20 protein-coding genes are annotated in these 23,098 nt (G+C 65.5%); 10 read left to right on the top strand and 10 right to left on the bottom strand.

The genetic code is table 11. The features are described 5' to 3' along the window. Positions 1-3: 3 nt before the first annotated feature. Both AC1IQ6_RS04475 and AC1IQ6_RS04470 read right to left on the bottom strand, forming a co-directional pair. A complete protein-coding gene (locus AC1IQ6_RS04475; protein ID WP_485865923.1) occupies positions 4-1,323 on the bottom strand; it encodes an ABC transporter substrate-binding protein in 1,320 nt (439 codons plus the stop codon). A 213-nt stretch (positions 1,324-1,536) separates the two neighbouring features. Beyond that, positions 1,537-2,493 (bottom strand): LysR substrate-binding domain-containing protein, encoded by a 957-nt coding sequence (locus tag AC1IQ6_RS04470; protein ID WP_479731086.1) that lies wholly within the window; start codon positions 2,491-2,493, stop codon positions 1,537-1,539. Between the two features lie 120 nt (positions 2,494-2,613). Here AC1IQ6_RS04470 and AC1IQ6_RS04465 point away from each other — a divergent pair, with 120 nt between their 5' ends. Genes AC1IQ6_RS04465 through AC1IQ6_RS04455 form a run of 3 tightly spaced genes read left to right on the top strand, consistent with a single transcriptional unit; the run spans position 2,614 to position 6,496 of the window. Continuing rightward, the gene (locus tag AC1IQ6_RS04465) at positions 2,614-3,747 is read left to right on the top strand and encodes an ABC transporter substrate-binding protein (protein WP_485865922.1); all 1,134 of its coding nucleotides are present in this window, start codon (positions 2,614-2,616) and stop codon (positions 3,745-3,747) included. Positions 3,748-3,773: 26 nt separating this feature from the next. Next, positions 3,774-4,988 carry a thiolase family protein gene (locus tag AC1IQ6_RS04460; RefSeq protein ID WP_485865921.1) on the top strand — a complete coding sequence of 405 codons (1,215 nt, stop codon included), beginning with the start codon at positions 3,774-3,776 and terminating at the stop codon, positions 4,986-4,988. Next, positions 4,985-6,496: an AMP-binding protein gene (locus AC1IQ6_RS04455; RefSeq protein ID WP_485865920.1), complete on the top strand. Its 1,512-nt coding sequence runs from the start codon at positions 4,985-4,987 to the stop codon at positions 6,494-6,496. Before AC1IQ6_RS04460 ends, AC1IQ6_RS04455 begins: the two co-directional genes overlap by 4 nt. 54 nt (positions 6,497-6,550) lie before the next feature. On the opposite strand, the gene AC1IQ6_RS04450 is transcribed toward AC1IQ6_RS04455, so the two are convergent. From AC1IQ6_RS04450 to AC1IQ6_RS04420, 7 genes are all read right to left on the bottom strand, one after another. Next, positions 6,551-8,782: a heavy metal translocating P-type ATPase gene (locus AC1IQ6_RS04450; protein ID WP_485865919.1), complete on the bottom strand. Its 2,232-nt coding sequence runs from the start codon at positions 8,780-8,782 to the stop codon at positions 6,551-6,553. 12 nt (positions 8,783-8,794) lie between these two features. Further along, positions 8,795-9,877, bottom strand: coding sequence for a c-type cytochrome (locus tag AC1IQ6_RS04445; RefSeq protein WP_485865918.1), 1,083 nt, complete (start codon positions 9,875-9,877; stop codon positions 8,795-8,797). Positions 9,878-9,900: 23 nt separating this feature from the next. Then, positions 9,901-10,695 (bottom strand): c-type cytochrome, encoded by a 795-nt coding sequence (locus tag AC1IQ6_RS04440; RefSeq protein WP_102773918.1) that lies wholly within the window; start codon positions 10,693-10,695, stop codon positions 9,901-9,903. 12 nt (positions 10,696-10,707) lie between these two features. Continuing rightward, positions 10,708-11,373 carry a cbb3-type cytochrome c oxidase subunit II gene (locus tag AC1IQ6_RS04435; RefSeq protein WP_102773919.1) on the bottom strand — a complete coding sequence of 222 codons (666 nt, stop codon included), beginning with the start codon at positions 11,371-11,373 and terminating at the stop codon, positions 10,708-10,710. Then, complete coding sequence (locus tag AC1IQ6_RS04430; RefSeq protein WP_485865917.1) at positions 11,366-12,940, bottom strand: cbb3-type cytochrome c oxidase subunit I; 1,575 nt, start codon at positions 12,938-12,940, stop codon at positions 11,366-11,368. The genes AC1IQ6_RS04435 and AC1IQ6_RS04430 overlap by 8 nt, the downstream gene beginning before the upstream one ends. A gap of 337 nt (positions 12,941-13,277) precedes the next feature. Further along, positions 13,278-14,633, bottom strand: coding sequence for an ATP-binding protein (locus tag AC1IQ6_RS04425; RefSeq protein WP_485865916.1), 1,356 nt, complete (start codon positions 14,631-14,633; stop codon positions 13,278-13,280). Next, complete coding sequence (locus tag AC1IQ6_RS04420) at positions 14,630-15,286, bottom strand: response regulator (protein WP_479731078.1); 657 nt, start codon at positions 15,284-15,286, stop codon at positions 14,630-14,632. Before AC1IQ6_RS04420 ends, AC1IQ6_RS04425 begins: the two co-directional genes overlap by 4 nt. Positions 15,287-15,440: 154 nt before the next feature. On the opposite strand from AC1IQ6_RS04420, the gene dsbD reads away from it, so the two are divergent. From dsbD to AC1IQ6_RS04385, 7 genes are all read left to right on the top strand, one after another. Beyond that, a complete protein-coding gene (gene dsbD, locus AC1IQ6_RS04415; RefSeq protein WP_485865915.1) occupies positions 15,441-17,249 on the top strand; it encodes a protein-disulfide reductase DsbD in 1,809 nt (602 codons plus the stop codon). Beyond that, entirely contained in the window at positions 17,246-18,070 is an 825-nt protein-coding gene (locus AC1IQ6_RS04410) for a prolipoprotein diacylglyceryl transferase family protein (protein ID WP_485865914.1), read from the top strand. The genes dsbD and AC1IQ6_RS04410 overlap by 4 nt, the downstream gene beginning before the upstream one ends. 1 nt (position 18,071) lies before the next feature. Further along, entirely contained in the window at positions 18,072-18,845 is a 774-nt protein-coding gene (dsbG, locus tag AC1IQ6_RS04405) for a thiol:disulfide interchange protein DsbG (RefSeq protein WP_485865913.1), read from the top strand. Positions 18,846-18,878: 33 nt separating this feature from the next. Next, positions 18,879-19,187: a hypothetical protein gene (locus AC1IQ6_RS04400; RefSeq protein WP_485865912.1), complete on the top strand. Its 309-nt coding sequence runs from the start codon at positions 18,879-18,881 to the stop codon at positions 19,185-19,187. Between the two features lie 250 nt (positions 19,188-19,437). Beyond that, the gene (groES, locus tag AC1IQ6_RS04395; protein ID WP_006221616.1) at positions 19,438-19,725 is read left to right on the top strand and encodes a co-chaperone GroES; all 288 of its coding nucleotides are present in this window, start codon (positions 19,438-19,440) and stop codon (positions 19,723-19,725) included. Positions 19,726-19,762: 37 nt separating this feature from the next. Continuing rightward, positions 19,763-21,403 (top strand): chaperonin GroEL, encoded by a 1,641-nt coding sequence (groL, locus tag AC1IQ6_RS04390; RefSeq protein ID WP_102773935.1) that lies wholly within the window; start codon positions 19,763-19,765, stop codon positions 21,401-21,403. A 188-nt stretch (positions 21,404-21,591) separates the two neighbouring features. Then, entirely contained in the window at positions 21,592-22,500 is a 909-nt protein-coding gene (locus AC1IQ6_RS04385; RefSeq protein ID WP_111825812.1) for a YihY/virulence factor BrkB family protein, read from the top strand. Between the two features lie 12 nt (positions 22,501-22,512). On the opposite strand, the gene AC1IQ6_RS04380 is transcribed toward AC1IQ6_RS04385, so the two are convergent. Further along, a complete protein-coding gene (locus tag AC1IQ6_RS04380; RefSeq protein ID WP_111825813.1) occupies positions 22,513-23,001 on the bottom strand; it encodes a MarR family winged helix-turn-helix transcriptional regulator in 489 nt (162 codons plus the stop codon). Positions 23,002-23,098: the final 97 nt, after the last annotated feature.

Genomic DNA, 23,098 nt, shown 5'->3' with positions numbered 1-23,098 from the left:
TCCCTACCCTCGCGCGCGGGCGCGGCGATTCATTCGGGCCACCTGCGCGGCCGCGTCGTCCAGCGCCGCCTGTACCGGCTTGCCGCTGGAGACGATCTCGGACACCGCCGATTCCAGCGCGGTGGCGATCTGCGGCCAGTTCACCAGTTGCGGCACGGTGCGGGCGCCTTGCAGGCTCGTCAGCGCGGCGCGATGCAGGCCATGGTTGATCCGGTTGACCTCGTCGTCCAGGTAGGTCGCCGTGTGGGTCGCGACGATATCTGCGCTCTGGGGGTCGCTTTTGTCGCAGACGATGGCCTTCTCCAGCGCCGGGTCGGACACCCACTTCAGGAATTCCCAGGCCGCATCCTTCTGGCGCGACTGCTTGGCGATGCCGAACGGCATGACGATTGCCACGGTCGGCGACTGCGGCGAGCCGACCCGCAGCATGGGAGCGAAACCCACCTGCTCGGGCTTCAGCCGCGAACGCTCCCCGGTCAGCACGGAGTAGGTCCACCACCACACCATCATGGTCGCGCCGTTGCCCTGCGCCATGGCGTTGACCATGTCGTACTCGTTGAACTGGCTGGACCCGGGATTGGCGATGCGGTGCTTGAGCAGCACGTCCACATAGGCCTGCGTGGCCCGCACGCCCGCCGGCAGCTGAAAGGACGGCTTTCCGTCTGCGTCGAGCACGTCGGCGCCGTGGCCCCACAGGCAGTTCAGCCATATCCACAGATTCTGGAACCCGCTGCCCTTGACGTAGTCCATCACCACGCCCGGCACGCCGCTGGCGGCCTGCACGGCCGTCGCCGCGGCCAGCATCTGGTCCCACGTCTGCGGCGGCGCCACGCCGGCCTGTTCGTACAGGTCGCGCCGATAGAACAGCAATTGGGGATGCGCCCGCACAGGCAAGCCATAGGTGGCGCCGCCGTACTGGCAGGCCTTGCGGTAGACCTCGGGATAACGCCCCAGATCCACCGCGCCATCCGCCAGGTGCGCGTCCAGCGGGCTGAGGTAGCCCGACAGCGAAGCCAGCCAGCTGTCCTGGTAGGCCATCAGATCATAGGCATTGCCACCGCCGACCGCTTCGGTGGTCAGCTTTTCCAGCAGCTGGCCGTAAGGCACGTACTGGTAGGCGACCTTGATGCCCGTGGCCGCCTCGAACTCGCCCAGGCGCTTTTCCTGCGCCCGGAACTGCGACGACGGCGGCAACATGATCGCCAGCCGGGTGCCCGCATACGGCTTGCCCGGCTTCAGGCCCGGCGCGCCTTGCGCCCAGGACGGCATGGCGCTCCAGCCGGAGCAGGCGGCCGCAGCCGCCAGGAACTGTCTTCTTCTCATGCTTGTCTCCTCTCGCGGCGTGCCGAATCATGGCCGCCGTCACTGGTGCATTCGAATGCATAAATGGGCGACGATATCCGGGCCTTCCTCGCCAAGGCCCGGTTCAACGAGAGCCGCATGCCATACTGTTCGAGCAATGCATACGTATGCAAATAGGGGTTTTCACTATTTGCGCGTCCGCGGCCTCGAAAAAATCCAGCCCTGGAGCGATTTTTATGGACCGGCGTCGGCCCGCACCACGGTCGCCGCCTCGCGCAGCGCGTTCAGGAACAACGTAGCGGCCGCCGCGGCGCGGGCATCGCGCCGGGTCATGATGCCGACCGGATGCAATCGCGCCTGCAATGCCAGCGGCAGGATCGCCACCTGCCCGTTCTCGGCGAGCGCCCGCGCCACGCGCAACGGGATGGCCGACAGCAGCGAGGTCCGCTGCAGCAGCGAGACGATGGTCAGAATGGCGCTGGATTCGATAGCGACTTGCGGGAAGCCGGCACCGCGCGCCGAAACGGCGGCGGCGACCATGCTGTACAGCGCGGCATTGCGTGACGGCAGCACCCAACGGCAAGCGTCCAGGGCGGCGCCGCTCAGCCGGCTGCGCGAGGCCAGGGGATGCGCCGGTCCGCAGACGACGGCGGTCGCCTCGTCATACAGGATCTCGCACTGCAGGTCCGCGTCCGCGCCCTCCACGCCCAGCCGCCCGACGACGCAATCCAGTTCGCCCGCGCGCAAGGCCGGCAGCAGCTGCTGCTCCAGGCCTTCGAACAATTCGATGCGCAAAGCGGGGTGGGCCGCCTGCAGGCGCTCGACCGCCAAAGGCACCAGCAGATGCGCCACCACCGGGAAAATACCCGCCCGCACCTTGCCCGTCGCGCCGTTGGCCGCGGCGGCGAGCTCGGCATGGGTCGCGTCCAGTTCATTCAGCAGCAGGCGAGCCCGGTCGATCATCAGCAGCCCCAGCGCCGTTGGCGCGACGCCGTGATGCGAACGTTCGAATAGGGCCTGCCCGGCCAGCGCCTCGGCCTCGCCAAGCAGCTTGCTCAGCGCCGGCTGGCTGAGGTGCATCGCTTCGGCCGCGCGGTGCAGATTCCCCACTCGACCCAGTTCATCCAGCAACACCAGGTGGCGAATGCGCAAGCGCGACCGCAATTGCTGCAAAGTGGGAATTTCCGACATGGGCCGCACCCGCAAACTGGTTATCGAACGATAAGGAATCGCAATTATCCAGTTATCGCCGACCCGCCCATACTAGGGTCATCCCGCTAGCCGGGCCATATCCAGAAAAGGGGAATAGCCATGTATCGTCTTCTTGCCGCGCTGGCGCTGGCCTGCGCCCTGGCGCCCAGCGCCGCCCTCGCTGACATCCGCATCGGCGTGATCGCCAGCAGCACCGGGCCCGGCGCTTCCATGGGCTCGCTGTACCGCAGCACCGTGCCGCTCCTGCCCAAGACGCTGGGCGGCAGGGCCGTGGAGTACATCGCCCTGGACGATGCGACCGACCCCTCTTCCGCGGTCAAGACGGCGCGCAAGCTCGTCACCGAGAACAAGGTGGACGCCATCATCGGCCCGAGCAATGTGCCGACCTCGATGGCGGTCACGGAAGTCGCTCGCGAAGCGCGCACCCCGCAGCTGTCGCTGGCGCCCATCGTGGTCAGCCCTGACCGCGCCGAATGGATATTCGTGGTGGCGCACGGCATCGACCTGATGGTGGATTCGCTGACCGCCGACATGGTCAAGCGCGGCGTGAAGACGGTGGCGTACATCGGCTTCTCGGACGCCTGGGGCGACGCCGTGTACCGCGCGTTGCAGGAATCGGCGGCCAAGCGCGGCATCAAGGTGCTCAGCAACGAGCGCTATGCGCGCACCGACAATTCGGTCACCGCCCAGGTGCTGAAGATCGTGTCGCTGGCGCCGGACGCGGTGCTCGTCGGCGGCTCGGGCACGCCAGGCGCCCTGCCCCATCTGTCGCTGCGCGAGCGCGGCTACCGGGGGGTCCAGTACAACACCCATGGCGTCATCAACAAGGACTTCCTGAAGCTCGGCGGCAAGGGCGTGGATGGCGTGATCGTGCCCAGCGGCCCGGTGCAGGTGGTGGAACAACTGCCTGCCGACAGCCCGATCAAACCGGTGGCCAGCCGTTACGCCCAGCAGTACGAATCGACCTACGGCGCCGATTCGCGCAATGCCTTCGCGCCCTATACCTACGACGCCTACCTGCTGCTGGACGCCGCCGTCGCCACGATCCCCGCCGACGCCCCCGCCGGCACGCCGGCCTTCCGCCAGGCTTTGCGCGACGCGCTGGAAAGCCTGCAAGGCACGGTGGGCACTCAGGGCATCTACATGATGTCGCCCACCAACCACAACGGCCTGGACGAGCGCGGCGTCGTGCTGATGCAAGCCCGTTCCGGCGCCTGGCAGTTCCTGCCCTGAACCGCCTCTTTGCATCAGGAGTCCGCATGACCGGCGTACACATTCCCTATGGCGTGTATTGGAGCACCCCGTTTTCGCGTTGGCAGGGCAGCCTGTCACGCCTGCATAGCCTGCGCTTCGCGGCCTGGACCGCGCGCCGCGAACTGGAACGCCGGGGCATCGCGCCCACGGCGCTGCACAGCGCGGTGCTGGGCTGCTCGGTGCCGCAGCAGGGGTCGTTCTACGGCCTGCCCTGGGTGGCCGGCATGCTGGACGCGCCTCAACTGGCGGGGCCGGTGGTGTCGCAGGCCTGCGCCACTTCCGTGCGCGGCCTGGCGACGGCCGCAGCCGAACTCATGCTCGGCCACGCCGAGACCTCCCTGGTACTGATGGCCGACCGCGTTTCCAACGGCCCGCAGCTCTACTATCCCGATCCTGCCGGCCCCGGCGGTTCCGGCTCGCATGAAAACTGGGTGCTGGACAATTTTTCGCACGACCCGTGGAGCGGGCTGTCCATGCTGCAGACCGGCGAGCGCGTGGCCGAACGCCACGGCATCTCCACCGAAGAGCAAAATGCGGTCACGCTGCGCCGCTATGAGCAGTACGCGCAGGCCTGCGCCGATGGACGCCGGTTCCAGCAGCGTTACATGACGCTGCCCTTCGAAGTGCCCGATGCGCGCTACGCCAGGATCGCGTCGGTGATGGAAGGCGACGAAGGCGTCCACGCCACGACGGCGGACGGCCTGGCTCGCCTGGCCCCGGTGCTGCCCGGCGGCACCATCACCTACGGCGGCCAGACGCATCCGGCCGACGGCAACGCCGGCATGATTCTGGCGACCGCCGGGCGGGCCCGCGAGCTGTCTCGCCGTCCCGAGATCGGCATCGAAATCCTGGCCTTCGGCCAGTCGCGTACCGAAAAGGGCTACATGCCGCAGGCGCCCATCGAGGCCGCCAGCCGCGCGCTGGCGCGCGCCGGCCTTGCGGTCGCGGACCTGCATGCCGTGAAGACGCACAATCCCTTCGTGGTCTCGGACATCGCGTTGGCGCGCGCCACGGGCTTCGATGTCATGGCCATGAACAACAACGGCTGCTCGCTGGTGTGGGGCCACCCCCAAAGCCCGACCGGCCTGCGGTCCGTCATTGAACTCATCGAGGAACTGGCCGAGCGCGGCGGCGGTCAGGGCCTGTTTACCGGCTGCGCGGCCGGCGACAGCGCCATGGCGGTGGTGTTGCGGGTGGACGCCGCCGGAGGCGCACGATGAGCAACGCCGCCCTGGAAAACGTGCCGCGCATTCCCGCGCTGCTGGCGCGCGCGGCCCGCGACTATCCCGAGCGCACGGCGCTGGTCTACGGCGCGCTGCGCCTCGACTACCGGCGCTATGCGGCGCGGACCTGGGCAGCGGCCAGCCGCCTGTGCGAGGCCACGCGCCCGGGTGACCGGGTCGCCACCCTGCTGAGCAACTCCGACCTGGCCTGCGTGATGACGCTGGCGCTGCAATGCGCCGGCAACCAGCACGTCCCCCTCAATCCGCTCTATACGGCCCGCGAACTCGAATTCATCCTGCGCGACGCGCAACCCGCGCTGCTCATCGCCGATGGCGCTTGCGCCGCCGTGGCCGCCCCGCTGGCGACGGCGCTAGGCATCCGGCTAGTCATGGAAAACGAGGCCCGCGCCTGGATGGAGCGTGCGCCGGGCATGGCGGACGTGCCCGTGGACGACGCCGACGCCCAGGCGCCCGCCCTGCTGCAGTACACCGGCGGCACGACCGGGCAGCCCAAGGGCGTCATTCTCGGGCGCGACGCCATCGCCACCAATGTGCTGCAGCGGGAACTGGCCCTGCCTACCCGTTACGGCGCCGACAGCGTGCTTTGCGCCATGCCGCTGTTCCATTCCTATGGCATGGCCATGGGCCTGTTCCTGGCCACCAGCGCGGCGGCGACGCTGGTGGTGCTGCCGCGCTACCGGCCCGACGATGTCTGCGACGCCGTCGAACGCGAGCGCATTACCCTGTTTCCCGGCAGCCCCACCATCTATACCGGCCTGCTGGGGCACGCCCGCTTCGCGCTCACCGACTGGTCCAGCGTGCGCGCCTGCTATTCGGGCTCCGCGCCGCTGGCCGAAGAAGTGCACCGGCGCTGGGAGGCCGCGGTGGGCGCGCCCATATACGAAGGCTACGGCCAGACCGAAGCGGGACCGATCCTCACCTACAACGGCCCGGCGGGAACGCGTCACGGATCGGTGGGCACGCCGGTGGCGTGCACCGAGGTGCAAGTGGTCGATCTGGAATCGGGAACGATGGTGCTGCCGCCCGGCCAGCGCGGCGAAATCCGCGCGCGCGGGCCGCAGATCATGCAGGGTTACCTGGCCAGGCCCGACGCCACCGCCGAATCCCTGCGCGACGGCTGGCTGTACACCGGCGACATCGGCGAATTCGCCGAGGACGGCTTTCTGTACATCCGCGACCGCAAGAAGGACCTGGTGATTTCAGGGGGCTACAACATCTACCCGCGCGAAGTCGACGAGGTGCTGTATCTGCACCCGGACGTGGCCGAAGCGGCGGCGGTGGGCTGGCCGGACAGCTATCGCGGCGAAGTCATCCGCGCCTTCGTGGTCCTGCGGCCGGGCGCGGCCATCGACGAGGCCGGCCTGATCGCGCACTGCCAGTCCAATCTGGCGCGCTACAAGGTGCCGGCGGTCATCAGCATTCTCGACGCCCTGCCCTACACCGGCGCCAACAAGGTCGACAAGAAGGCGCTGCGCGCCACGTAGGGTTCTCGTGGCGGGCGCCGAGCCGGCGGCCCAAACCTCGCGCCGCATAACCGACTAAGTCACGGAACTGGCGACACGGGGCTGGGACGGCCGCTGTTTCGGCCCTTGCGCCAGCCGAAGCGCGTTGAGACAGACCGAGGCGCTGCTCAACAGCATCGCGACGGCGGCGGCGAGAGGCGTCGCTCCGCTTGCAAACAGGGCAATTACCACGACCGCGTTGTACGAAATCGAAAACACCAGGTTCTGCTGCATGATTCTGTACGTCCGCCGGGCCCAGGACCTGGCGCTTGCAATCTGTTCCGCGCCGCCCTGAGTGATGACGATGCCGGCCGCGGACGTGGCGACAGCCGCGGCGGACGACACTGCAACCCCGCACTGGGCGCTGGCAAGCGCAAGCACGTCATTGACGCCGTCCCCGACAAAGGTGACGCCGCCTCGCGCCTGACCCAGCGCGTCCGCCTTCTCATCCGGCCCACATCCGCTCAACACCCGCGAGAATGGAACGCGCATGCCAGCTGTCAGCTTTTCAGTCGCGGCGGCGGAATCTCCGGTGAGCAGCCACAGTTCTACGCCCTCGTCCGCCAGGACTTTCAACGCGGATCGGACCCCTGCGCGGAGGGTATCCTGGAAGCGTATGGAACCGATCCACACGCCGTTGCGAGCAATATGGACCACGCCCGGACGATCCTCGCCTGCTGGCAGAAATTGGACTTCAAGCCGTTGCAGCCACGAGCGGGCGCCGACCAGGACTTGCCCCTCGTCCGTCTCGAAGCTCACGCCACGGGGGTGCCTTTGCGCCGCCAATGAAGCACCCGCCGCTTCGGCACGCCAGCCATTGCGATCCGCGTGGCGGCGAAGCGCGTCCGCGATGGGATGGACAATGCCATACTCCGCCTGCCAGGCCAGACGAACCACGCCGGCTGGATGGCCGCCCTGCGCAACCTCGACGCCCGCGATTTCCAGTTGTCCGGTCGTGAGCGTGCCAGTCTTGTCGAACGCAATCGTGCTCGACTTTGCCAGCGCTTCGACGCTGGCCGGATCGCGCCACAGCGTCCCGCTCTGTGCGGCTCGTTTGGCTCCAAGCGCATATGCCAGCGGCATGGACAGCCCGACCGCGCAGGGGCATGCGGCGACGAACAGGCTCAGCGCCGAGATCAATGCATTGCTGATCGGGTGCCCTGTGCTCAGGTAGTAAAGAAAGGAAAACGCGGCGACCAGGCTCACAATCGGGAACAGCCACCGGACGAATCGTTCGGCCGCCATGGAAAGGGACGGCCGGGCGCCGAACAACTCCAGCATGCGCAGGCCGAGCAGGTCAATGCGCCTGGCGCCGTGACTGGCCACCACCTTTACCTGCAAGGGGGAACCGAGATTGACCGTCCCCGCCATCACATTGTCTGCCGGTCCCACTCTGCCGGGCATGGACTCCCCGGTCAGCAGCGACAGGTCCACATCCGAGTGTCCGCTCACGACGACGCCATCGACCGGAACTCTCTCGCCGGCACGCACCAGGACGAGGTCTCCCGCGCCGACCTGCGCAATCGGCCGCGGTTCAGCGGCGCCCCGCTCGTCCACCACGCTCGCAATCTCGGGCGCCAGTCGCGCCAGGGCACGCATCGTGACGCCGCTTTCCTGGCGGGCGTGGATCTCGATCAACCGGCCCGCAAGCAGGAAGGTGATGAGCATGGTGGCCGCGTCCATGTAGATTTCGGTGCTTCCCGCCAAAAGATTCCACACGGAAACGAGTAGCGCGCCCAATGCGCCGATACTGACGAGCGCGTCCATGCCGGCAAAGCCCGCGCGCAGCGTGTTGAACGCAGCACGAAAGAAGTCCTGGCCGGAATAGAGCATGACGGGCAGCCCGGCGGCCACGCTCAGCCATGCGATCCCATTGCCTTCGGCACTGCCGTTGAGCCCGGGATCGAGGTAAAGCACCCAGGCGCCCAACATGCTCCACATGCCGAAGACGACCGCTACGACAAGCTGAAAACGTATGCGCTGCGCCTGCGCGCCGAGCGCCTCGTCGGCGCTCTCATCGTCGCGCATGAACGAAAGCTCGTAGCCCAGCTTATCCGCTCGGCTGGAAATCTCGTCCAGCCTTGCCGATGCGGGGTCCCAGCGTAGAAGGGCAGACCCCGAGATGAAGTTCACGGCGACGTCCCGAACGCCGGGGACCCGCGCAAGCGAGCGCTGCAGCGCCATCGCGCAGCTCGTGCACCACATCCCCCTGACGGCCAGCACCGCCCTGCCGGCCAAGCGTATGGGTTCCAGATCGATAGCAGCCATCGGTCTCGCCCGTTAATCGCGGCTGGCCCCCACGCCCGAGCCCAGCAAATGCCCTTCCAGTGTTTTTCCATAGAAGGACTCGCCGCCGTGAAACGCTTTGGCGGCCTGCGCAACCGTGCCGGTCTGTCGCGGGTCCTTCGGCCTCTCGTGGCTATTGATGAACGCGGCCACGTCCCAGGCCTCCTGATCCGTCAGGGAAAAGGGCTTGCCGTAAGGCATGTTCGCCTTGATGAACCCCGCGGCCGTATTGATCCGGGCCATGCCCGCCCCCCAGTTGTACGAGTCCGGCCCCCACAAGGGCGGAAAACGTACTTTTCCCTCCGGGTCCGTCGTGCCCTGGCCGTCTCCGCCATGGCACAGCGCGCAGTTCTGCTGGTAAACGGCCAGGCCGCGCATCAAGTCGTATCCTTGCTCGGGTTTGGGCACCTTGGGGTACAGCGCGCCCGGCAGCTTTTGACCTGCGGGCGCGCCATCGGACAACCAGGCCATGTAGGTGATGAGATCCCGGTAGACGTCGCTGCCGGCTTCCGGCGGCTTGCCGGATGGGGACCCCTGAGCGTTCATGGAATAGGTGAAGCACCCCATTATTCGATCCTCCAGGGTGCTGATCGATTTCGTCTTGCTTCGATAGGCGGGATAGGCGCCGTACGCCGCCCACATCGGCGCCGCGTTTTCCCGCCGGCCGGCGTCCAGGTGGCAGTTCACGCACGCCATTGCATTTCCGACGTGGTCCTTTACATGCGTCCCGGTCTCCGTAAAGATGGCTCGCCCGCGTCGTACCGCATCGCCATACGGATTGTCCGGAATGGCGCTTTCCGGCGGCGGCGCGTAGTAGCCGTCAGCGTCGACAGGCATCCTGGGCAGTTCCGCAGCCCGGTCTGCTTTATAGGCTTTCCGGTCGGCCTCCATATGCGCCCGCTCGTATGCGGACGAAAGCGCCTTGGTCTCGGGCTTTCCACCGAGCGCCTGATAGACGTGACCGATTCCTCCGCTCTGGTAGACGGCGTACCCGATGCCGAAAAGCACCAACCCGAGCACGCCGGCATAGACGATCCTGCTTCTCGCCGAGTTCTTCGACCGGCTGGAATTTTGCATAGCCATTGCTGTCCGCTTCCTTCTTATTTCGAGTGCGCTGTCCGCAGAGAACCGAAGTACTGCGCTGCGGCCCACATGTCTTCTTCGCTCATGCGGGAGGCGATATCCTCCATCAGCGACTGCGGCGAGTTGTGGCGTCTGCCGCCCTTCCACGCGGTCAGCTGGCTGAACAGATATTCGGGCTGCTGGCCCGCCAGGCGGGGAAATGTGGCGCCCAGGCCCTCTCCGGCCTCGCCGTGGCACGTCGCGCATGCCGGCACATCCCTATTCCAGTCTCCGCGCAGGTTGAGCTCGCGCCCTCGGTTGAAGCGGCCATCTCCCGAGGGCGAAGGCGCGGCGGGTATCGATAGCGCCGAGTAGTACTCGGCGACTTCATTCATCTCGGACGGGCTGAGCTGCGAGGCGACGTATCGCATCGACTCATTGGTGCGAGCGCCCGAGACGAAATCCTGAAGCTGCTTGACGATGTAAGCGCTGTTCAAGCCCGCGAGCCGGGGCGTCTGTCCCGCTCCTTGTCCGGCGGCGCCGTGGCACGACGCACAGCTCCACACCTCGGCCGAGCCGCCATGAATCAAACGGGGAGCATCGTTCGCGGCGCCGGCAGGCTGATTCACCGTGCTCGCCGCAGGCGTGACCGTATCGCCGGCCGCCACGCGTTCCGGCACGAGGTCACCGACATAGCTGAACCCACCCCAGACGGCCAGGGCGATGAAAATCCCTAGAACAAATATGGGGATAGGCCGGGATGGCTCCCATGGATCGAATGCGGGGTCGACGTCCTCAACACGCTCGACAGAGCGCTTTTCACGAGTTGGCATTTGGCTGATCCCCTAGTGCTGTACGCCGCGACCCGACTGAGCGCCGTTCTGTTTATCGACAGTCCGGTCGTATCCCCTGTCTCGCATTGCCGCTTCACGGTCACTGACCGAATAGGAGCGGTTCAAGCTGAGGAGATATGCAACCAGATCCAGTGCCTCCTTGCGCGCAACAACGACTTTTCCGTCAGCTGGCTGATAGTCCTTGGGCAGCTTGACCACGACGTCGCCCGCCTGCGCCTTGTCCTTGGTCTCGAAAAGATACGGGTAGGAAGGCATGATGCTCCAGTCGAATATTGCGCGCGGCTGATAAAGATGGGTCAGATGCCAATCCCTGCTCGGAAGCCTGCCGCCCACGTTCAGCAAGTCCGGACCCGTACGCATGGTGCCCAACAGATGCGGCTCGTCGTATGCGTAGTCGCCCGGCGTCGACGCCCTCCCCCAGCCTCGCGCCAGGTCCGCGAAGGTCTGGCCCGTCGAGCGTGGCTGCTGGCTATGGCAGTACACGCAACCATTGGCGATGTACTGCTGGCGGCCGCTCAGTTGTTCCAGCGTGTATGGGCTCAGCGCTTTCGGCGGCTCGATGGTGCGCACCTGCCAGCCAGGCAGAATCACCAGCATCAGCGTCGCAAACGCGAGGATGCCGGTCGCCACCAGCAGAAGCGGGGTGATTCTATTCATGCTTGCCCCCTACCAAGGGACGTTTGGCGATCAACAGGCCAAAGAAGTGAATGCCGAAAACGATGTGCCCCGATGTCATCAACGCCCCTCCCAGAGACCGCCCCTCCAAGTAGGGAATGATGTGCCGTGTGATATCCGCGAATGCAACGTCGGGGTCGAGTAGCTCGACACCCTGAAAAAAGCCGCCGATGGTCAAGGCCAAGAAATAAATGAGGAAGCCCGCGACGGTCAGCCAGTAGTGCAAGGCGATGAGCCTCGGCCACGGCCATCGCTTTCCGGTCAGATGGGGCATCATGTAATAGAAGGCGCCGAACAGCACGACCGACACGAACGCATAGGCGCCCAGATGCGCGTGGCCCACCGTGTAATGCGTGAAATGGGTGATCGAGTTGACCGCCCGGACCGCCTCCAGCGAGCCCTGAAAGGACGCCGCCGTATACATCAGGGCGCCGGTCCATACGAACCGCAGCGCCATGGACTGCTTGAAAGCCCAGATGTTTTGAGCAACGGTTACGTGCTGGTTTACCGCCACCGCGATGACCGGGATGAACATCATCACGCTGTGAACGATGGACAGCGTCACCACCCACGTGGGGATGGGGCCACCGATCAGGTGGTGAATGCCAACCTGGCTATAGAACAGCGCCAGCCCCCAGAATCCCAGCAGCGAGACGCTATAGGAATAGACCGGCTTGCCGATGATCTTCGGAATCAAGTAGTAGGCGGTTCCGACGCCGAGGGGCGTCAGCCACAACCCAAGCACGTTGTGCGCGAACCACCAGTTCATGGTCGCCTGCTGCACCCCCAGATGAAGGCCCGGTATGTTCGCGATGAAAAACAGTATCGGAAACCAGGCTAGCCCCGCCAGGAAGTACCACCCGGATACGTAGAGATGGTGGACGGTGCGATGCAAGGCCGTATCGATCGCGGACCACGCCATCAGTGCTCCGCCTAGGGCCAGGAGCAGATCGACCTGCCATGGAATTTCAAGCCATTCCAGTCCGTCGGACCACCCGCCGCCAATCGCAATCACACCGCACACAACGCCGATCGACCACAGCACCGCGCCGGCGCGGGCAAATGCCGGACGTCTGAGCGGGGTGTGGAAGATGCGAGGCAGGATCCACAAGGCGACTCCGATGCCGGCAGCCGACAGCCAACCATAGGCCACCATGTTGAGGTGTATCGTTCGCGCCCGCCCAAACGTCGTGAAGGCGACCTCCGCGAGCCAGTCAGGCATGTGCAGCTTGAGGGACGCGACGAGGCCGAATAGGGAGCCGACGATCAGAAACAGGATCGAAACCGTGGAGAGCAGCAGCACCACGCCCGATCCAGGCGCGTCGATTCCGGCGCGTTCGACGTCGAATCGATGCGCGGCCTCGGCAGCTTCGCCGCTGGTGGAAGAGGGGTCGTCAAGAACGCCCGCTTCCCCGCCGAGAAAAATGGAGGACGCTTCCTTTTTCCCCGCGCTGATCTGCTTGTTCGCAATGGCCCAGATGAGCGCGCCCAGCGCGACCAGGGACACGACGAAACTGAGCGCCAGCAAGAACCCGAGTGTTGAGGACATGCTATTTTTTTCCGATAACCCAAGGGGTGCCGGCTTCGACGGCGTTGCGCGCCCGGAAAGGCGCCCCTATGAGTTCGGACGGTGTCACGTGTGTCTGCTTGCGCCTCACGGCTCCCACTCCCTGCAGTTGTTCTTGTAAGAAAAATGGGCGTATGTTTGCCGACGACGATTAAGTGAGAATTAAGAACGCCCCTGCAGGGAGCTTTGCCCGTTGCGCGCGGCAATGGGTCGCGGCAAGCGCGCAAACCGCCGCCACACCGGGCGCGCGGTTCGCACTTTCTGTTGGAATTTCGTGGTCCCGCCCGGCGCGCGCAGAACGCGCGCCCCCCCTACGGTCTTAACGCGGTTTTTCCCGCGAGTCGTCGACGCATAGCGGGACCGAGATTTCGGCGACGAGCCCGCCGCCCGGCCGTGGGCCCAGTTTCAGTCGGGCGCCGAATCGGTCGGAAATCGCGCGCACGATTGAAATGCCGAGTCCCGATCCATCGCCCTGCTTGCGGCCCTGGTCACCGCGCCAGAACCGACGTCCGACCTGGGCGATCTGCTCCTGGCCCAGCCCAGGGCCGCGATCGGCCACGGTAATCCGGCAACGGGCGGCTTCCTGGTCGAATACGACGGCGACATCGACGCGCCGTTCCGGCGGAGAATAAAGAACGGCATTCTCGGCGAGGTTGCGCACGGCCGTTTCCAGCATCGATTTCGGCATCGCCGCCCGCCGGTCGTCGCCCTCTATGGTCAGGTCCACGCGATCGCACGCGCCGTCGCCAAGGCGGCCCAGTGCGGTTTGGACCGCTGATACGATGGAAGTGCAGTTTCCTTCGACTTGGGTGACGTCCGCCTCGGTGCGGGCCAGGATCATCATCTGGTCCAGCGTTCGCCGCAAGCGCCGCACGCCCTCCTCTGCGCTCCGAAGTGAAAACTCCGCGTCTTCGCGGTCGGTGATCCGAATCACCTGCAGGTGCGTGTCGATCACGGTCAGCGGCGTTCGCAGTTCGTGCGCGGCCGCGTCCGTAAATGCCCGCTGACTGGAGAGCGCGGACGCAAGCCGCCCCAGCAGCCCGTTCATGGCGTCGAGCACCGGCCGCAGCTCCGAAGGCGAGCGATGGACCGCAATCGGAGACGTGTCCTCGGTCTGCCTCGCCCTGAGTTGATGCCGCAAGTTCTTTAGCGGAGCGAGCCCCCTGCCGATGCCTATCCATAGCGCGCCGAGCCCGCCAAGCACCGCGATGAGAAACGGGATGCCAGCGGCCCGCAAGAGATCCTCGATCAACAGATTCCGTTGATCGATGCGGTCGGCGGTGGTGATCTGGTAACCGTTAGCGTTCAGCACGTAGACACGCCATTTCTGCCCACGCTCCTCGTGCACGCTGTATCCGGTGGCGACACTGTCTATGCCTGTCGGGCTGTCGTTGGTCCGCGCCAGCACCTCTCCATGCAGCCCTCGGATCAGGCAGCTGATTCCTTCTCCGCCATCTACGCGCACCGCCTCGGTCAGGTCGCCGTCCGGCTTCGCGGGCTCCAGGGCGCCGCGCTCCAGCAGCCCGGCGACCATCCGGGCGGACATCGCGAGGCGGCCATCGAGCGTACGATCGAGATCGGCGCGCACGCCCTGCATCATCCAGGCGGCCGCCGCGGCCCAAAGCACTGCGATGGAAATCCCGGCGATCAGGACCGCGCGAAACCTCAAGCTCATGATTCCGATCTCCAGCCCAACCGATATCCCAGGCCGCGAGCCGTCTCTATCGCGGCCGCTCCCAGCTTGCGCCGTATGTTGTGAATATGCACGTTCAAGGCGTTGCTGTTGATCTCCTCGCACCCTCCGTACAGTCTTTCGTTGAGGACATCCGGCATCACCCATCGGCCGTCTGCAGCCGCCAGGTGCGTCAGCAGATCGACTTCCCGACGCGAAAGCAGAATCGGGGCGCCGTCGAACCACGCAAGCCCGCTATCCGGCTCAAGCCGCAACGGGCCGGCGTTGATGACCTGGGTCGTCCGGCCCTGCGTGCGCCGCACGAGCGCATGCAGGCGGGCGGCCAGCTCACGCAGGTCGAAGGGCTTCGTCATGTAATCGTCCGCCCCGCCATGCAGGCCCGCAAGCCGATGCTCCATGGCGTCTCGCGCCGTCAGAACCAGGACGGGCATGTTTGGATCCACGGCCCTGGCAATAGACAGCAACTCCATGCCGTCGCGATCGGGAAGGCCCAGGTCCAGTATCAGGGCATGGTAGGCGGCCTCGGCCTGCGCGGCCTCCGCTTCGGCGGCCGTGCATACGTGATGCGCGGTAATGCCGTGCGGCCTGAGGCCGGCCACAATTCCTTTACCGATCAGATCATCGTCCTCGACCAAAAGTACCCGCACAGCAGTCTCGATTCCTGTAAACAACAGGGAATATGTTAGGCGAGTTTCCCGACACACATGGCGCATGGCTGCAACCCGCCAGCCGCCTCGCGCGCCCTTTAGTCTCGCTTAATCGGGATGTTGCAACATGGCGGAATAGCGGTTGAAGGAGCGGGATTTGATTCGGTTTGGGCGGCTCATTGCAGTTTTCCTGGTGTGCTGGTTCGCCATCGGTGGCGCACGGGCGGACAGCGGCTGGCTTTCATCGTCGGAAGACGTGGAATTCCTGGAGCCGGACGAGGTCTTCAAGGTCGAGCCGGTTTATCGGGAAGGGGACTTCCTGTCGGTTCAAGGCCACATCGCGAAAGGCTACTACGTCTATCGGCAGTCGCTGAAGATCGTCGGCGGCGATGGCAGCGAAGCCGCCGTCACCCTACCTGAAGGCGTCACCAAGCACGACGAATTTTTCGGCGAAACAGAGGTCTACACCGGAGACGCCCTGCGCCTGCGCTGGCAAGGCGCCGGCGCGCAGGCCACGCTGCACTGGCAAGGTTGTGCCGAGGCGGGCATTTGCTACCCTCCCCAAACGGTGGCGCTGAGCTTGCCGGCCGCCAGCGCCGATGCCACGGAAAAAAGCGGATCGCCGGCAGCGGCAGGCACTTCCGCCGCGCAGGACCAGAGCGCCGCCCAGCGCCTGGCGGACCTCGGACCGATTTGGGGACCCGTGCTGTTTTTTGGATTTGGCCTGCTACTGGCGTTCACGCCCTGCACGCTCCCCATGATCCCGATCGTTTCCTCTATCGTCGTAGGCAGCCAGGCGAAGTCGAGGCGCGCCTTCGCCCTGTCCGTGTCGTATGTCCTGGCGATGGCCGCAACGTACGCCGTCGTCGGCGTGGCGGCCGGGCTCGCCGGCGCCAATGTGCAGGCCACGCTGCAATCCCCCTTGCTGCTTGGGGCATTTGCCGTTCTGTTCCTCGTTCTCGCCAGCTCCTTGTTCGGCATGTTCGAACTGCGCCTGCCTTCAGCGCTGGTCAGCCGCGTCGAGTCCGCAGGCAGAAAAAGCAGCGGCGGCAGCCTGCCCGGGGCCGCAGCCCTGGGATTCCTGTCGGCGCTGCTCGTCGGGCCTTGCATGACGGCGCCATTGGCCGGGGCGCTGCTGTACATCGGACAGACAGGCAGCGCGCTGCAGGGGGGAATCGCCTTGTTTGCCCTGGGAATGGGCATGGGCCTGCCCCTGTTGGCGATCACGGTGTTCGGCGCCCGCGCGCTCCCCAAGCCCGGAGCATGGATGGACCGCGTCAAAGTGGCATTCGGCTATGTCATGCTGGGAATGGCCGCGCTGATGCTGGACCGCTTCGTGCCGGCCACCATCGGTCTCGTGATCTGGGCAATTTGGGGGCTGTCCGTCACCCTCGGTCTATTGGCGTGGGCGAACGCCGTGGCGGCCCGGCACCGCCTGCTGTGGACCCTCCGGACAACGGCGGCGGTATCCGGCCTGTGGTCGATTCTCATGCTGGTCGGCGGCGCGTCCGGCGGAACCTCAACCCTTCAGCCGCTGAATCATTTACGCGGCCTGCCGGAGAATTCCGCCGCCGGAAATTCCAGGCCAGCATACGTTGCCGCCAAGTCGGTCGCCGATGTGGACAGGCTGTTGGCCCAGGCCGGCGAGCAAGGCAAATGGACCCTGATCGACTTCTATGCCGACTGGTGCATCAGTTGCCACGTGATCGAGCGCAACGTCTTCGGCGACCCGACCGTGGCGGCCAGGCTCGGGCGCATGCAGGTCGTACGCCCAGACGTCACGCATAACGACGCAACCGACCAGGCATTGCTCAAGCATTGGAAAGTGCTGGGGCCGCCCACGCTCATTCTCATAGGGCCCGACGGCAACGAGCGTCGGGAACTGCGCATGATCGGCGAGATCGACGCGGATCGGTTCCTGGCCCACTTGGACCGGGCGGGCGCGCCATGATCGGCCTGGGACCGTTTTCGATTCACCTGGTGGCGATCGCCATTGGCGCGATCGTTTCCCTGGGGGTAGCAAGCGCCCTGGCGCGCAGGCTTGCGCAGCGCCCGTCCGGATCGGCAGGCTGGGCGCTGCTGGATGCGTTTTTCTGGGGGCTGCTCGCGGCGCGATTCGGATACATCGTCCGAAACTGGGAGGACTACGCAACGACGCCCAAGGCGGTTCTGGCCATCGGGGACGGCGGATTCACCTGGTGGGTTGGCTTGTTCGCCGCGGCGATTGCCCTGTGGTTGAAAACCCGTTCGGCGCCCGCGCTGCGCAAGCCGGCATTTGGCGGCATGCTGGCCGGGATAGCCATCTGGCTGGCTGCGATGGGCGCGGTGGATTCGATGTATCGCCACGCCCCGCCCCTGCCCGATTCCTCGCTGATGACGATGGCAAACGAACCCATTTCTCTGAAGGCGTATACGGGCCGGCCTGTCGTTCTCAACCTGTGGGCCAGCTGGTGTCCTCCGTGCAGGCGCGAAATGCCCGTTTTCGAGATGGCGCAAAAGACCTACCCCGACATTGCCTTCGTCGCCGTCAACCAGGGCGAGTCCCAGCAACAGGTGAAAGCGTTCATCGAACATAACGGCCTGACGCTGGACCACGTCCTCTTGGACCCGTTCTCGACAATCACGCGAACCATGAGCGCCCGCGGCCTTCCCACCACTTTGTTCTTCGACCCCGAGGGAAGGATGGTGGACTCGCACGTCGGCGAACTGACATCCGCGACGCTCAGAGACAAGCTATCCCGCCATGACTTCATCAACAGAAAGGAGGACTGATATGCGCACCAAGCCTTTGGCGCGTCCGCTCGTCGCCGCGGCCTGTGCCGCACTGCTGGCCGCGCCGGTCCATGCCGGGGAACCGGCCCGGCCGCCCGTGCTCAAGGCCTTGGAAACCCAGGGACTTACCGTTATTCAGGAATTCAACGTGGCGGACGGACTGCGCGGTTTCGCCGGCGCCATCCAGGAACGCCCCGTCGCCATTTATGTCACCCCGGATGGCACGGCGATCGTCGGCACGCGAGTGGACGTGGAGGGCCGCCCCATTGACGCAGCCACGCTCCAAGACCTGGTGGCCAAGCCAATGGGAAAGAAAGTCTGGTCGCAGCTGAGCGAATCCTCCTGGGTGCTGGACGGCCGCTCCGAAGCGCCGCGCATCGTCTACACGTTTTCGGACGCCAACTGCCCCTATTGCCACCAGTTCTGGGAGGCGTCGCGCCCCTGGGTTGAGGCCGGCAAAGTGCAGCTCCGGCACATACTCGTGGGGGTCATCCGCGACGACAGCCCCGCCAAGGCGGCAGCGATACTGCGGGCTCCGGACCCCTCGGCCGCCCTGCAGAAGAATGAGCAGCGCTTCGACCAGGGCGGCATCGAGCCCGCCTCCGAAGTTCCTGATGACGTACTGGAAGTGCTGGCGCGCAACCAGATGCTGATGGTGTCGACGGGCTTCCGGGGAACGCCGGGAATCGTCGTACGCGAGGAAGACGGCACCGTGAAAAAGTTCAGGGGCATGCCCCAGGGCGATCAGTTGAACGAAGTACTGGGGCCTCGTTGACCTGCTGACAACTAGACCAATAGCGAGACCCATATGGAACCGGAACTGAAAGTCATCCTGCACGCCCCCTCGCCGGCTGCCCTTCAACGGGCACGAAACAACGCACTGAACTTGAGAAATGGCATGCCTGCCGCCGAAGTGCGCATCATCGCCAATGCGCAGGCTGTCGAAGCCGCGTTGGACGTGGCGCATGAGCGCCTGGATGCCTCGACGTGGATCTGCCCCGTCAGTCTGGAACGACTGGGCAGGGGCAACAGGGAACCACTGCAAGTCCTGGGTGGCCCGGCTGTTCTTGAGATCGCAAGAATGCAAGCGGCGGGATGGGTGTACATACGCGCTTGAATACGCCTACGGCCCGGAGGAGACATCCGGCCACAGCTTTCGCTTACGCTGCATTTGACCGGCTTGGAACAGTCTCGAATTGAACGGGCTGCGGCGCCCGCCCCCTTCGCCCAAAATGTAACAACCGCCCCCGCCCCCCTTGAAGCCCCGGACATCATCCCTATAATTAGCACTCGACACCGGTGAGTGCTAACAACATTCCCGGGCTCAACTGAACATTCTCTTCTTCTTTTTGTAACAGGAGTTCCACATGGCCTTGCGTCCCCTGGGCGATCGCGTGATCGTCAAACGCCTCGAAAACGAGCGCAAGACTGCCTCGGGCATCGTCATCCCCGACAGCGCCGCCGAAAAGCCTGACCAAGGTGAAGTCGTGGCCGTCGGCCCCGGCAAGAAGACCGAAGACGGCAAGATCCTGCCCGTCGACCTGAAGGCTGGCGACAAGGTTCTGTTCGGCAAGTACGCCGGCCAGTCCGTGAAGGTTGACGGCGAAGAGCTGCTCGTCATCCGCGAGGACGAAATCCTCGCCGTGGTCCAGTAAACCCTGCCTCAAACGAATTTTCGAAGGAAGCTAAGAAATGGCTGCCAAGCAAGTATTGTTCGGTGACGACGCCCGCGTGCGCATCGTCCGCGGCGTGAATGTTCTCGCCAACGCTGTTAAAACCACCCTCGGCCCCAAGGGTCGCAACGTCGTGCTGGAGCGCTCGTTCGGCGCCCCGACGGTGACCAAGGACGGCGTGTCCGTGGCCAAGGAAATCGAACTGAAGGACAAGTTCGAGAACATCGGCGCCCAGCTGGTCAAGGACGTCGCCTCGAAGACCTCCGACAACGCCGGTGACGGCACCACCACCGCCACCGTGCTGGCCCAGGCCATCGTTCAGGAAGGCCTGAAGTACGTTGCCGCCGGTTTCAACCCGATCGACCTGAAGCGCGGCATCGACAAGGCCGTCGCCGCCGCCGTCGCCGAGCTGAAGAAGCAATCCAAGCCGGTCACGACCAGCAAGGAAATCGCCCAGGTCGGCTCGATCTCGGCCAACAGCGACACCTCCATCGGCCAGATCATCGCTGACGCGATGGACAAGGTCGGCAAGGAAGGCGTCATCACCGTCGAAGACGGCAAGTCGCTGGAAAACGAGCTGGACGTCGTCGAAGGCATGCAATTCGACCGCGGCTACCTGTCGCCCTACTTCATCAACAACCCGGACAAGCAAGTCGCCGCTCTGGAAGATCCGTTCGTTCTGATTTTCGACAAGAAGATCAGCAACATCCGTGACCTGCTGCCGGTGCTGGAACAAGTCGCCAAGTCGAGCCGTCCGCTGCTGATCATCGCCGAAGACGTCGAAGGCGAAGCCCTGGCCACCCTGGTCGTGAACAACATCCGTGGCATCCTGAAGACCACCGCCGTCAAGGCGCCGGGCTTCGGCGACCGCCGCAAGGCCATGCTGGAAGACATCGCCATCCTGACGGGCGGCACGGTGATCTCCGAAGAAACCGGCATGTCGCTGGAAAAGGCCACGCTGGCCGAGCTGGGCCAGGCCAAGCGCATCGAAGTGGGCAAGGAAAACACGACCATTATCGACGGCGCTGGCGACAGCAAGTCGATCGAAGCTCGCGTCAAGCAGATCCGCGTCCAGATCGAAGAAGCCACGTCCGACTACGACCGTGAAAAGCTGCAGGAACGCGTGGCCAAGCTGGCCGGCGGCGTTGCCGTGATTCGCGTTGGCGCTGCCACCGAAGTCGAAATGAAGGAAAAGAAGGCCCGCGTCGAAGACGCCCTGCACGCCACCCGCGCTGCAGTGGAAGAAGGCGTGGTGGCTGGCGGCGGCGTTGCGCTGCTGCGCGCCAAGCAGGCCATCGCCGACCTGAAGGGCGACACCGCTGACCAGAACGCCGGCATCAAGCTGATCCTGCGCGCCGTCGAAGAGCCGCTGCGCACGATCGTCACCAACGCCGGCGAAGAAGCCAGCGTGGTGGTCAACACCGTGCTCAACGGCAAGGGCAACTACGGCTACAACGCCGCGACCGGCGAGTACACCGACCTGGTCGAGCAAGGCGTGCTGGATCCCACCAAGGTGACCCGCACCGCCCTGCAGAACGCCGCCTCCGTCGCCAGCCTGCTGCTGACGGCCGAAGCCGCCGTGGTCGAACTGGCCGAAGACAAGCCCGCTGCTCCGGCCATGCCCGGCGGCATGGGCGGCATGGGCGGCATGGACTTCTAAGTCCCGCCATCCGGCCTCCCCGGCTTCGGCCGGGGATTGCAGTACCCCGAAAAACCCCCGGTCCTTCGCCCCGGGGGTTTTTCTTTTTTGCGCGCGCCCCAGGCGCGGACACGTTTGCCAACAGTCTGGCGGTTTGCCCGCCGCGCATGCGTCCCTACAATAAGGGTTCCCCAGAAAGAGCCCTGCCCATGCGTTTCACGAAGACCCTGCTGCGAGCCCTGCGCCCGTCCGAGATCTACGGGCTGCTGGTCGATTCGGCCAAGCAATGGTCCACCCACCGCGCCTCGAGCAAGGGCGCGGCGCTGGCGCTGTACATGGTGTTTTCGCTGGCGCCCATGCTGATCCTGGTGATCGCGGTGGCGGGCGCTTTTTTCGGCGAGGAGGCGGTGCGTTCGGAGCTGTTTTCGCAGCTGACCGACCTGACCGGCGAACGCGGCGCCGAGGTGATACAGACGGTGCTGGCCAGCGCGCACGAGTCCGGCGGCGGCTGGATCGCGGCGCTGATTTCGATATTCGTGCTGATTTTCAGCGCCACCACGGCCTTCGCGGAGCTGAAGGCCAGCCTGGACGATCTGTGGGAAGTGTCGGCCAACAAGGGCGGGCTGCACGGCATGGTGCGCAGCCGCATGCTGTCGTTCGGGCTGGTGCTGGTGCTGGCGCTGTTCCTGCTGATTTCGCTGACGGTGAACGCGGCGCTGGGCGCGGCCCGCGGCTATTACGGCGAACTGTGGACGGCCTCGTCGTTCGCGCTGGTGGCCGAGTGGATTTCCAGCCTGTTTTCGTTTTCGGTGGTGGCGGCGCTGTTCGCGGTGATTTTCAAGCTGCTGCCCAGCGCCAGGATTTCCTGGCCGGACGTGATTCCCGGCGCCATCGTGACGGCGGCGCTGTTCCTGGTGGGCAAGTGGGGCATCGGGCTGTACCTGAGCCGCGGCGCGGCGGTGTCGGCCTATGGCGCCGCGGGCTCGCTGATCGCGCTGCTGCTGTGGATCTACTATTCGGCGCAGATCTTCTTTTTCGGCGCCGTGTTCACGCGCCAGTTCGCCCTGCGCTTCGGACGCGAGCAGGCGGCGGACGCCCCCGCCGAATCCGATACCTGAGCCCGGCGCGGCTCAGGCCGCTTCCTTCTCCAGCCCGGCCATCAGGCGCAGGCATTTCAGGAACACCGGCCGCAGGTCCTCGGGTATCGGGGCCAGCACCTGCGCCTCCACCTCGGCATCGCCGGGCAGGATGCGCGCCAGCACCGCGACGCCCTCTTCCGTGATTTCCAAGGCATAGGCGCGGCCGTCCGCGGCCGAGCGCGTGCGCCGCACGTAGCCCTTGCGGGTCATGCGCGCGATCATTTCGGCGAATGAATTGCGGTCCAGCGCGATCAGCTCGGCGATGCGGTTCTGGGTGGCGCCCGGGTTCTGGTAGACGGTGATCAGCAGGGCCTTCTGGCGCGGCGTCAGGTCCTCGTCGGGAAAGGCCTGGGCGAACAGGGCCTCGGCCCGGAAGTGGGCGCGGCGCAACAGGTGCGAGGCGACCTGGCTCAGGTCGAATTCCTCCAGGGCGCGCAGCTTGGCCTGGCTGGCGCGGGCAGGTCTGGCTTTGGCGGTCATCGGGCTTCCATGAAGTCGGCCTGGCGATTGTAGGCCTGCATTGACTTGGCGCGTGCGGCTGCCTATGATGCGCCAATATAGTACGTATACGTATTTA

This window comes from Achromobacter sp. MUI-25009338 (genome assembly GCF_057359325.1).
This window is presented reverse-complemented; position numbering and strand designations above follow the sequence as displayed.

What these genes read in the sequence shown, in the direction of transcription:
- AC1IQ6_RS04475 (WP_485865923.1), bottom strand. Translation starts at nt 1,323, where the DNA reads ATGAGAAGAAGACAGTTCCTGGCGGCTGCGGCCGCCTGCTCCGGCTGG.
- AC1IQ6_RS04470 (WP_479731086.1), bottom strand. Translation starts at nt 2,493, where the DNA reads ATGTCGGAAATTCCCACTTTGCAGCAATTGCGGTCGCGCTTGCGCATT.
- AC1IQ6_RS04465 (WP_485865922.1), top strand. Translation starts at nt 2,614, where the DNA reads ATGTATCGTCTTCTTGCCGCGCTGGCGCTGGCCTGCGCCCTGGCGCCC.
- AC1IQ6_RS04460 (WP_485865921.1), top strand. Translation starts at nt 3,774, where the DNA reads ATGACCGGCGTACACATTCCCTATGGCGTGTATTGGAGCACCCCGTTT.
- AC1IQ6_RS04455 (WP_485865920.1), top strand. Translation starts at nt 4,985, where the DNA reads ATGAGCAACGCCGCCCTGGAAAACGTGCCGCGCATTCCCGCGCTGCTG.
- AC1IQ6_RS04450 (WP_485865919.1), bottom strand. Translation starts at nt 8,782, where the DNA reads ATGGCTGCTATCGATCTGGAACCCATACGCTTGGCCGGCAGGGCGGTG.
- AC1IQ6_RS04445 (WP_485865918.1), bottom strand. Translation starts at nt 9,877, where the DNA reads ATGCAAAATTCCAGCCGGTCGAAGAACTCGGCGAGAAGCAGGATCGTC.
- AC1IQ6_RS04440 (WP_102773918.1), bottom strand. Translation starts at nt 10,695, where the DNA reads ATGCCAACTCGTGAAAAGCGCTCTGTCGAGCGTGTTGAGGACGTCGAC.
- AC1IQ6_RS04435 (WP_102773919.1), bottom strand. Translation starts at nt 11,373, where the DNA reads ATGAATAGAATCACCCCGCTTCTGCTGGTGGCGACCGGCATCCTCGCG.
- AC1IQ6_RS04430 (WP_485865917.1), bottom strand. Translation starts at nt 12,940, where the DNA reads ATGTCCTCAACACTCGGGTTCTTGCTGGCGCTCAGTTTCGTCGTGTCC.
- AC1IQ6_RS04425 (WP_485865916.1), bottom strand. Translation starts at nt 14,633, where the DNA reads ATGAGCTTGAGGTTTCGCGCGGTCCTGATCGCCGGGATTTCCATCGCA.
- AC1IQ6_RS04410 (WP_485865914.1), top strand. Translation starts at nt 17,246, where the DNA reads ATGATCGGCCTGGGACCGTTTTCGATTCACCTGGTGGCGATCGCCATT.
- dsbG (WP_485865913.1), top strand. Translation starts at nt 18,072, where the DNA reads ATGCGCACCAAGCCTTTGGCGCGTCCGCTCGTCGCCGCGGCCTGTGCC.
- AC1IQ6_RS04400 (WP_485865912.1), top strand. Translation starts at nt 18,879, where the DNA reads ATGGAACCGGAACTGAAAGTCATCCTGCACGCCCCCTCGCCGGCTGCC.
- groES (WP_006221616.1), top strand. Translation starts at nt 19,438, where the DNA reads ATGGCCTTGCGTCCCCTGGGCGATCGCGTGATCGTCAAACGCCTCGAA.
- groL (WP_102773935.1), top strand. Translation starts at nt 19,763, where the DNA reads ATGGCTGCCAAGCAAGTATTGTTCGGTGACGACGCCCGCGTGCGCATC.
- AC1IQ6_RS04385 (WP_111825812.1), top strand. Translation starts at nt 21,592, where the DNA reads ATGCGTTTCACGAAGACCCTGCTGCGAGCCCTGCGCCCGTCCGAGATC.
- AC1IQ6_RS04380 (WP_111825813.1), bottom strand. Translation starts at nt 23,001, where the DNA reads ATGACCGCCAAAGCCAGACCTGCCCGCGCCAGCCAGGCCAAGCTGCGC.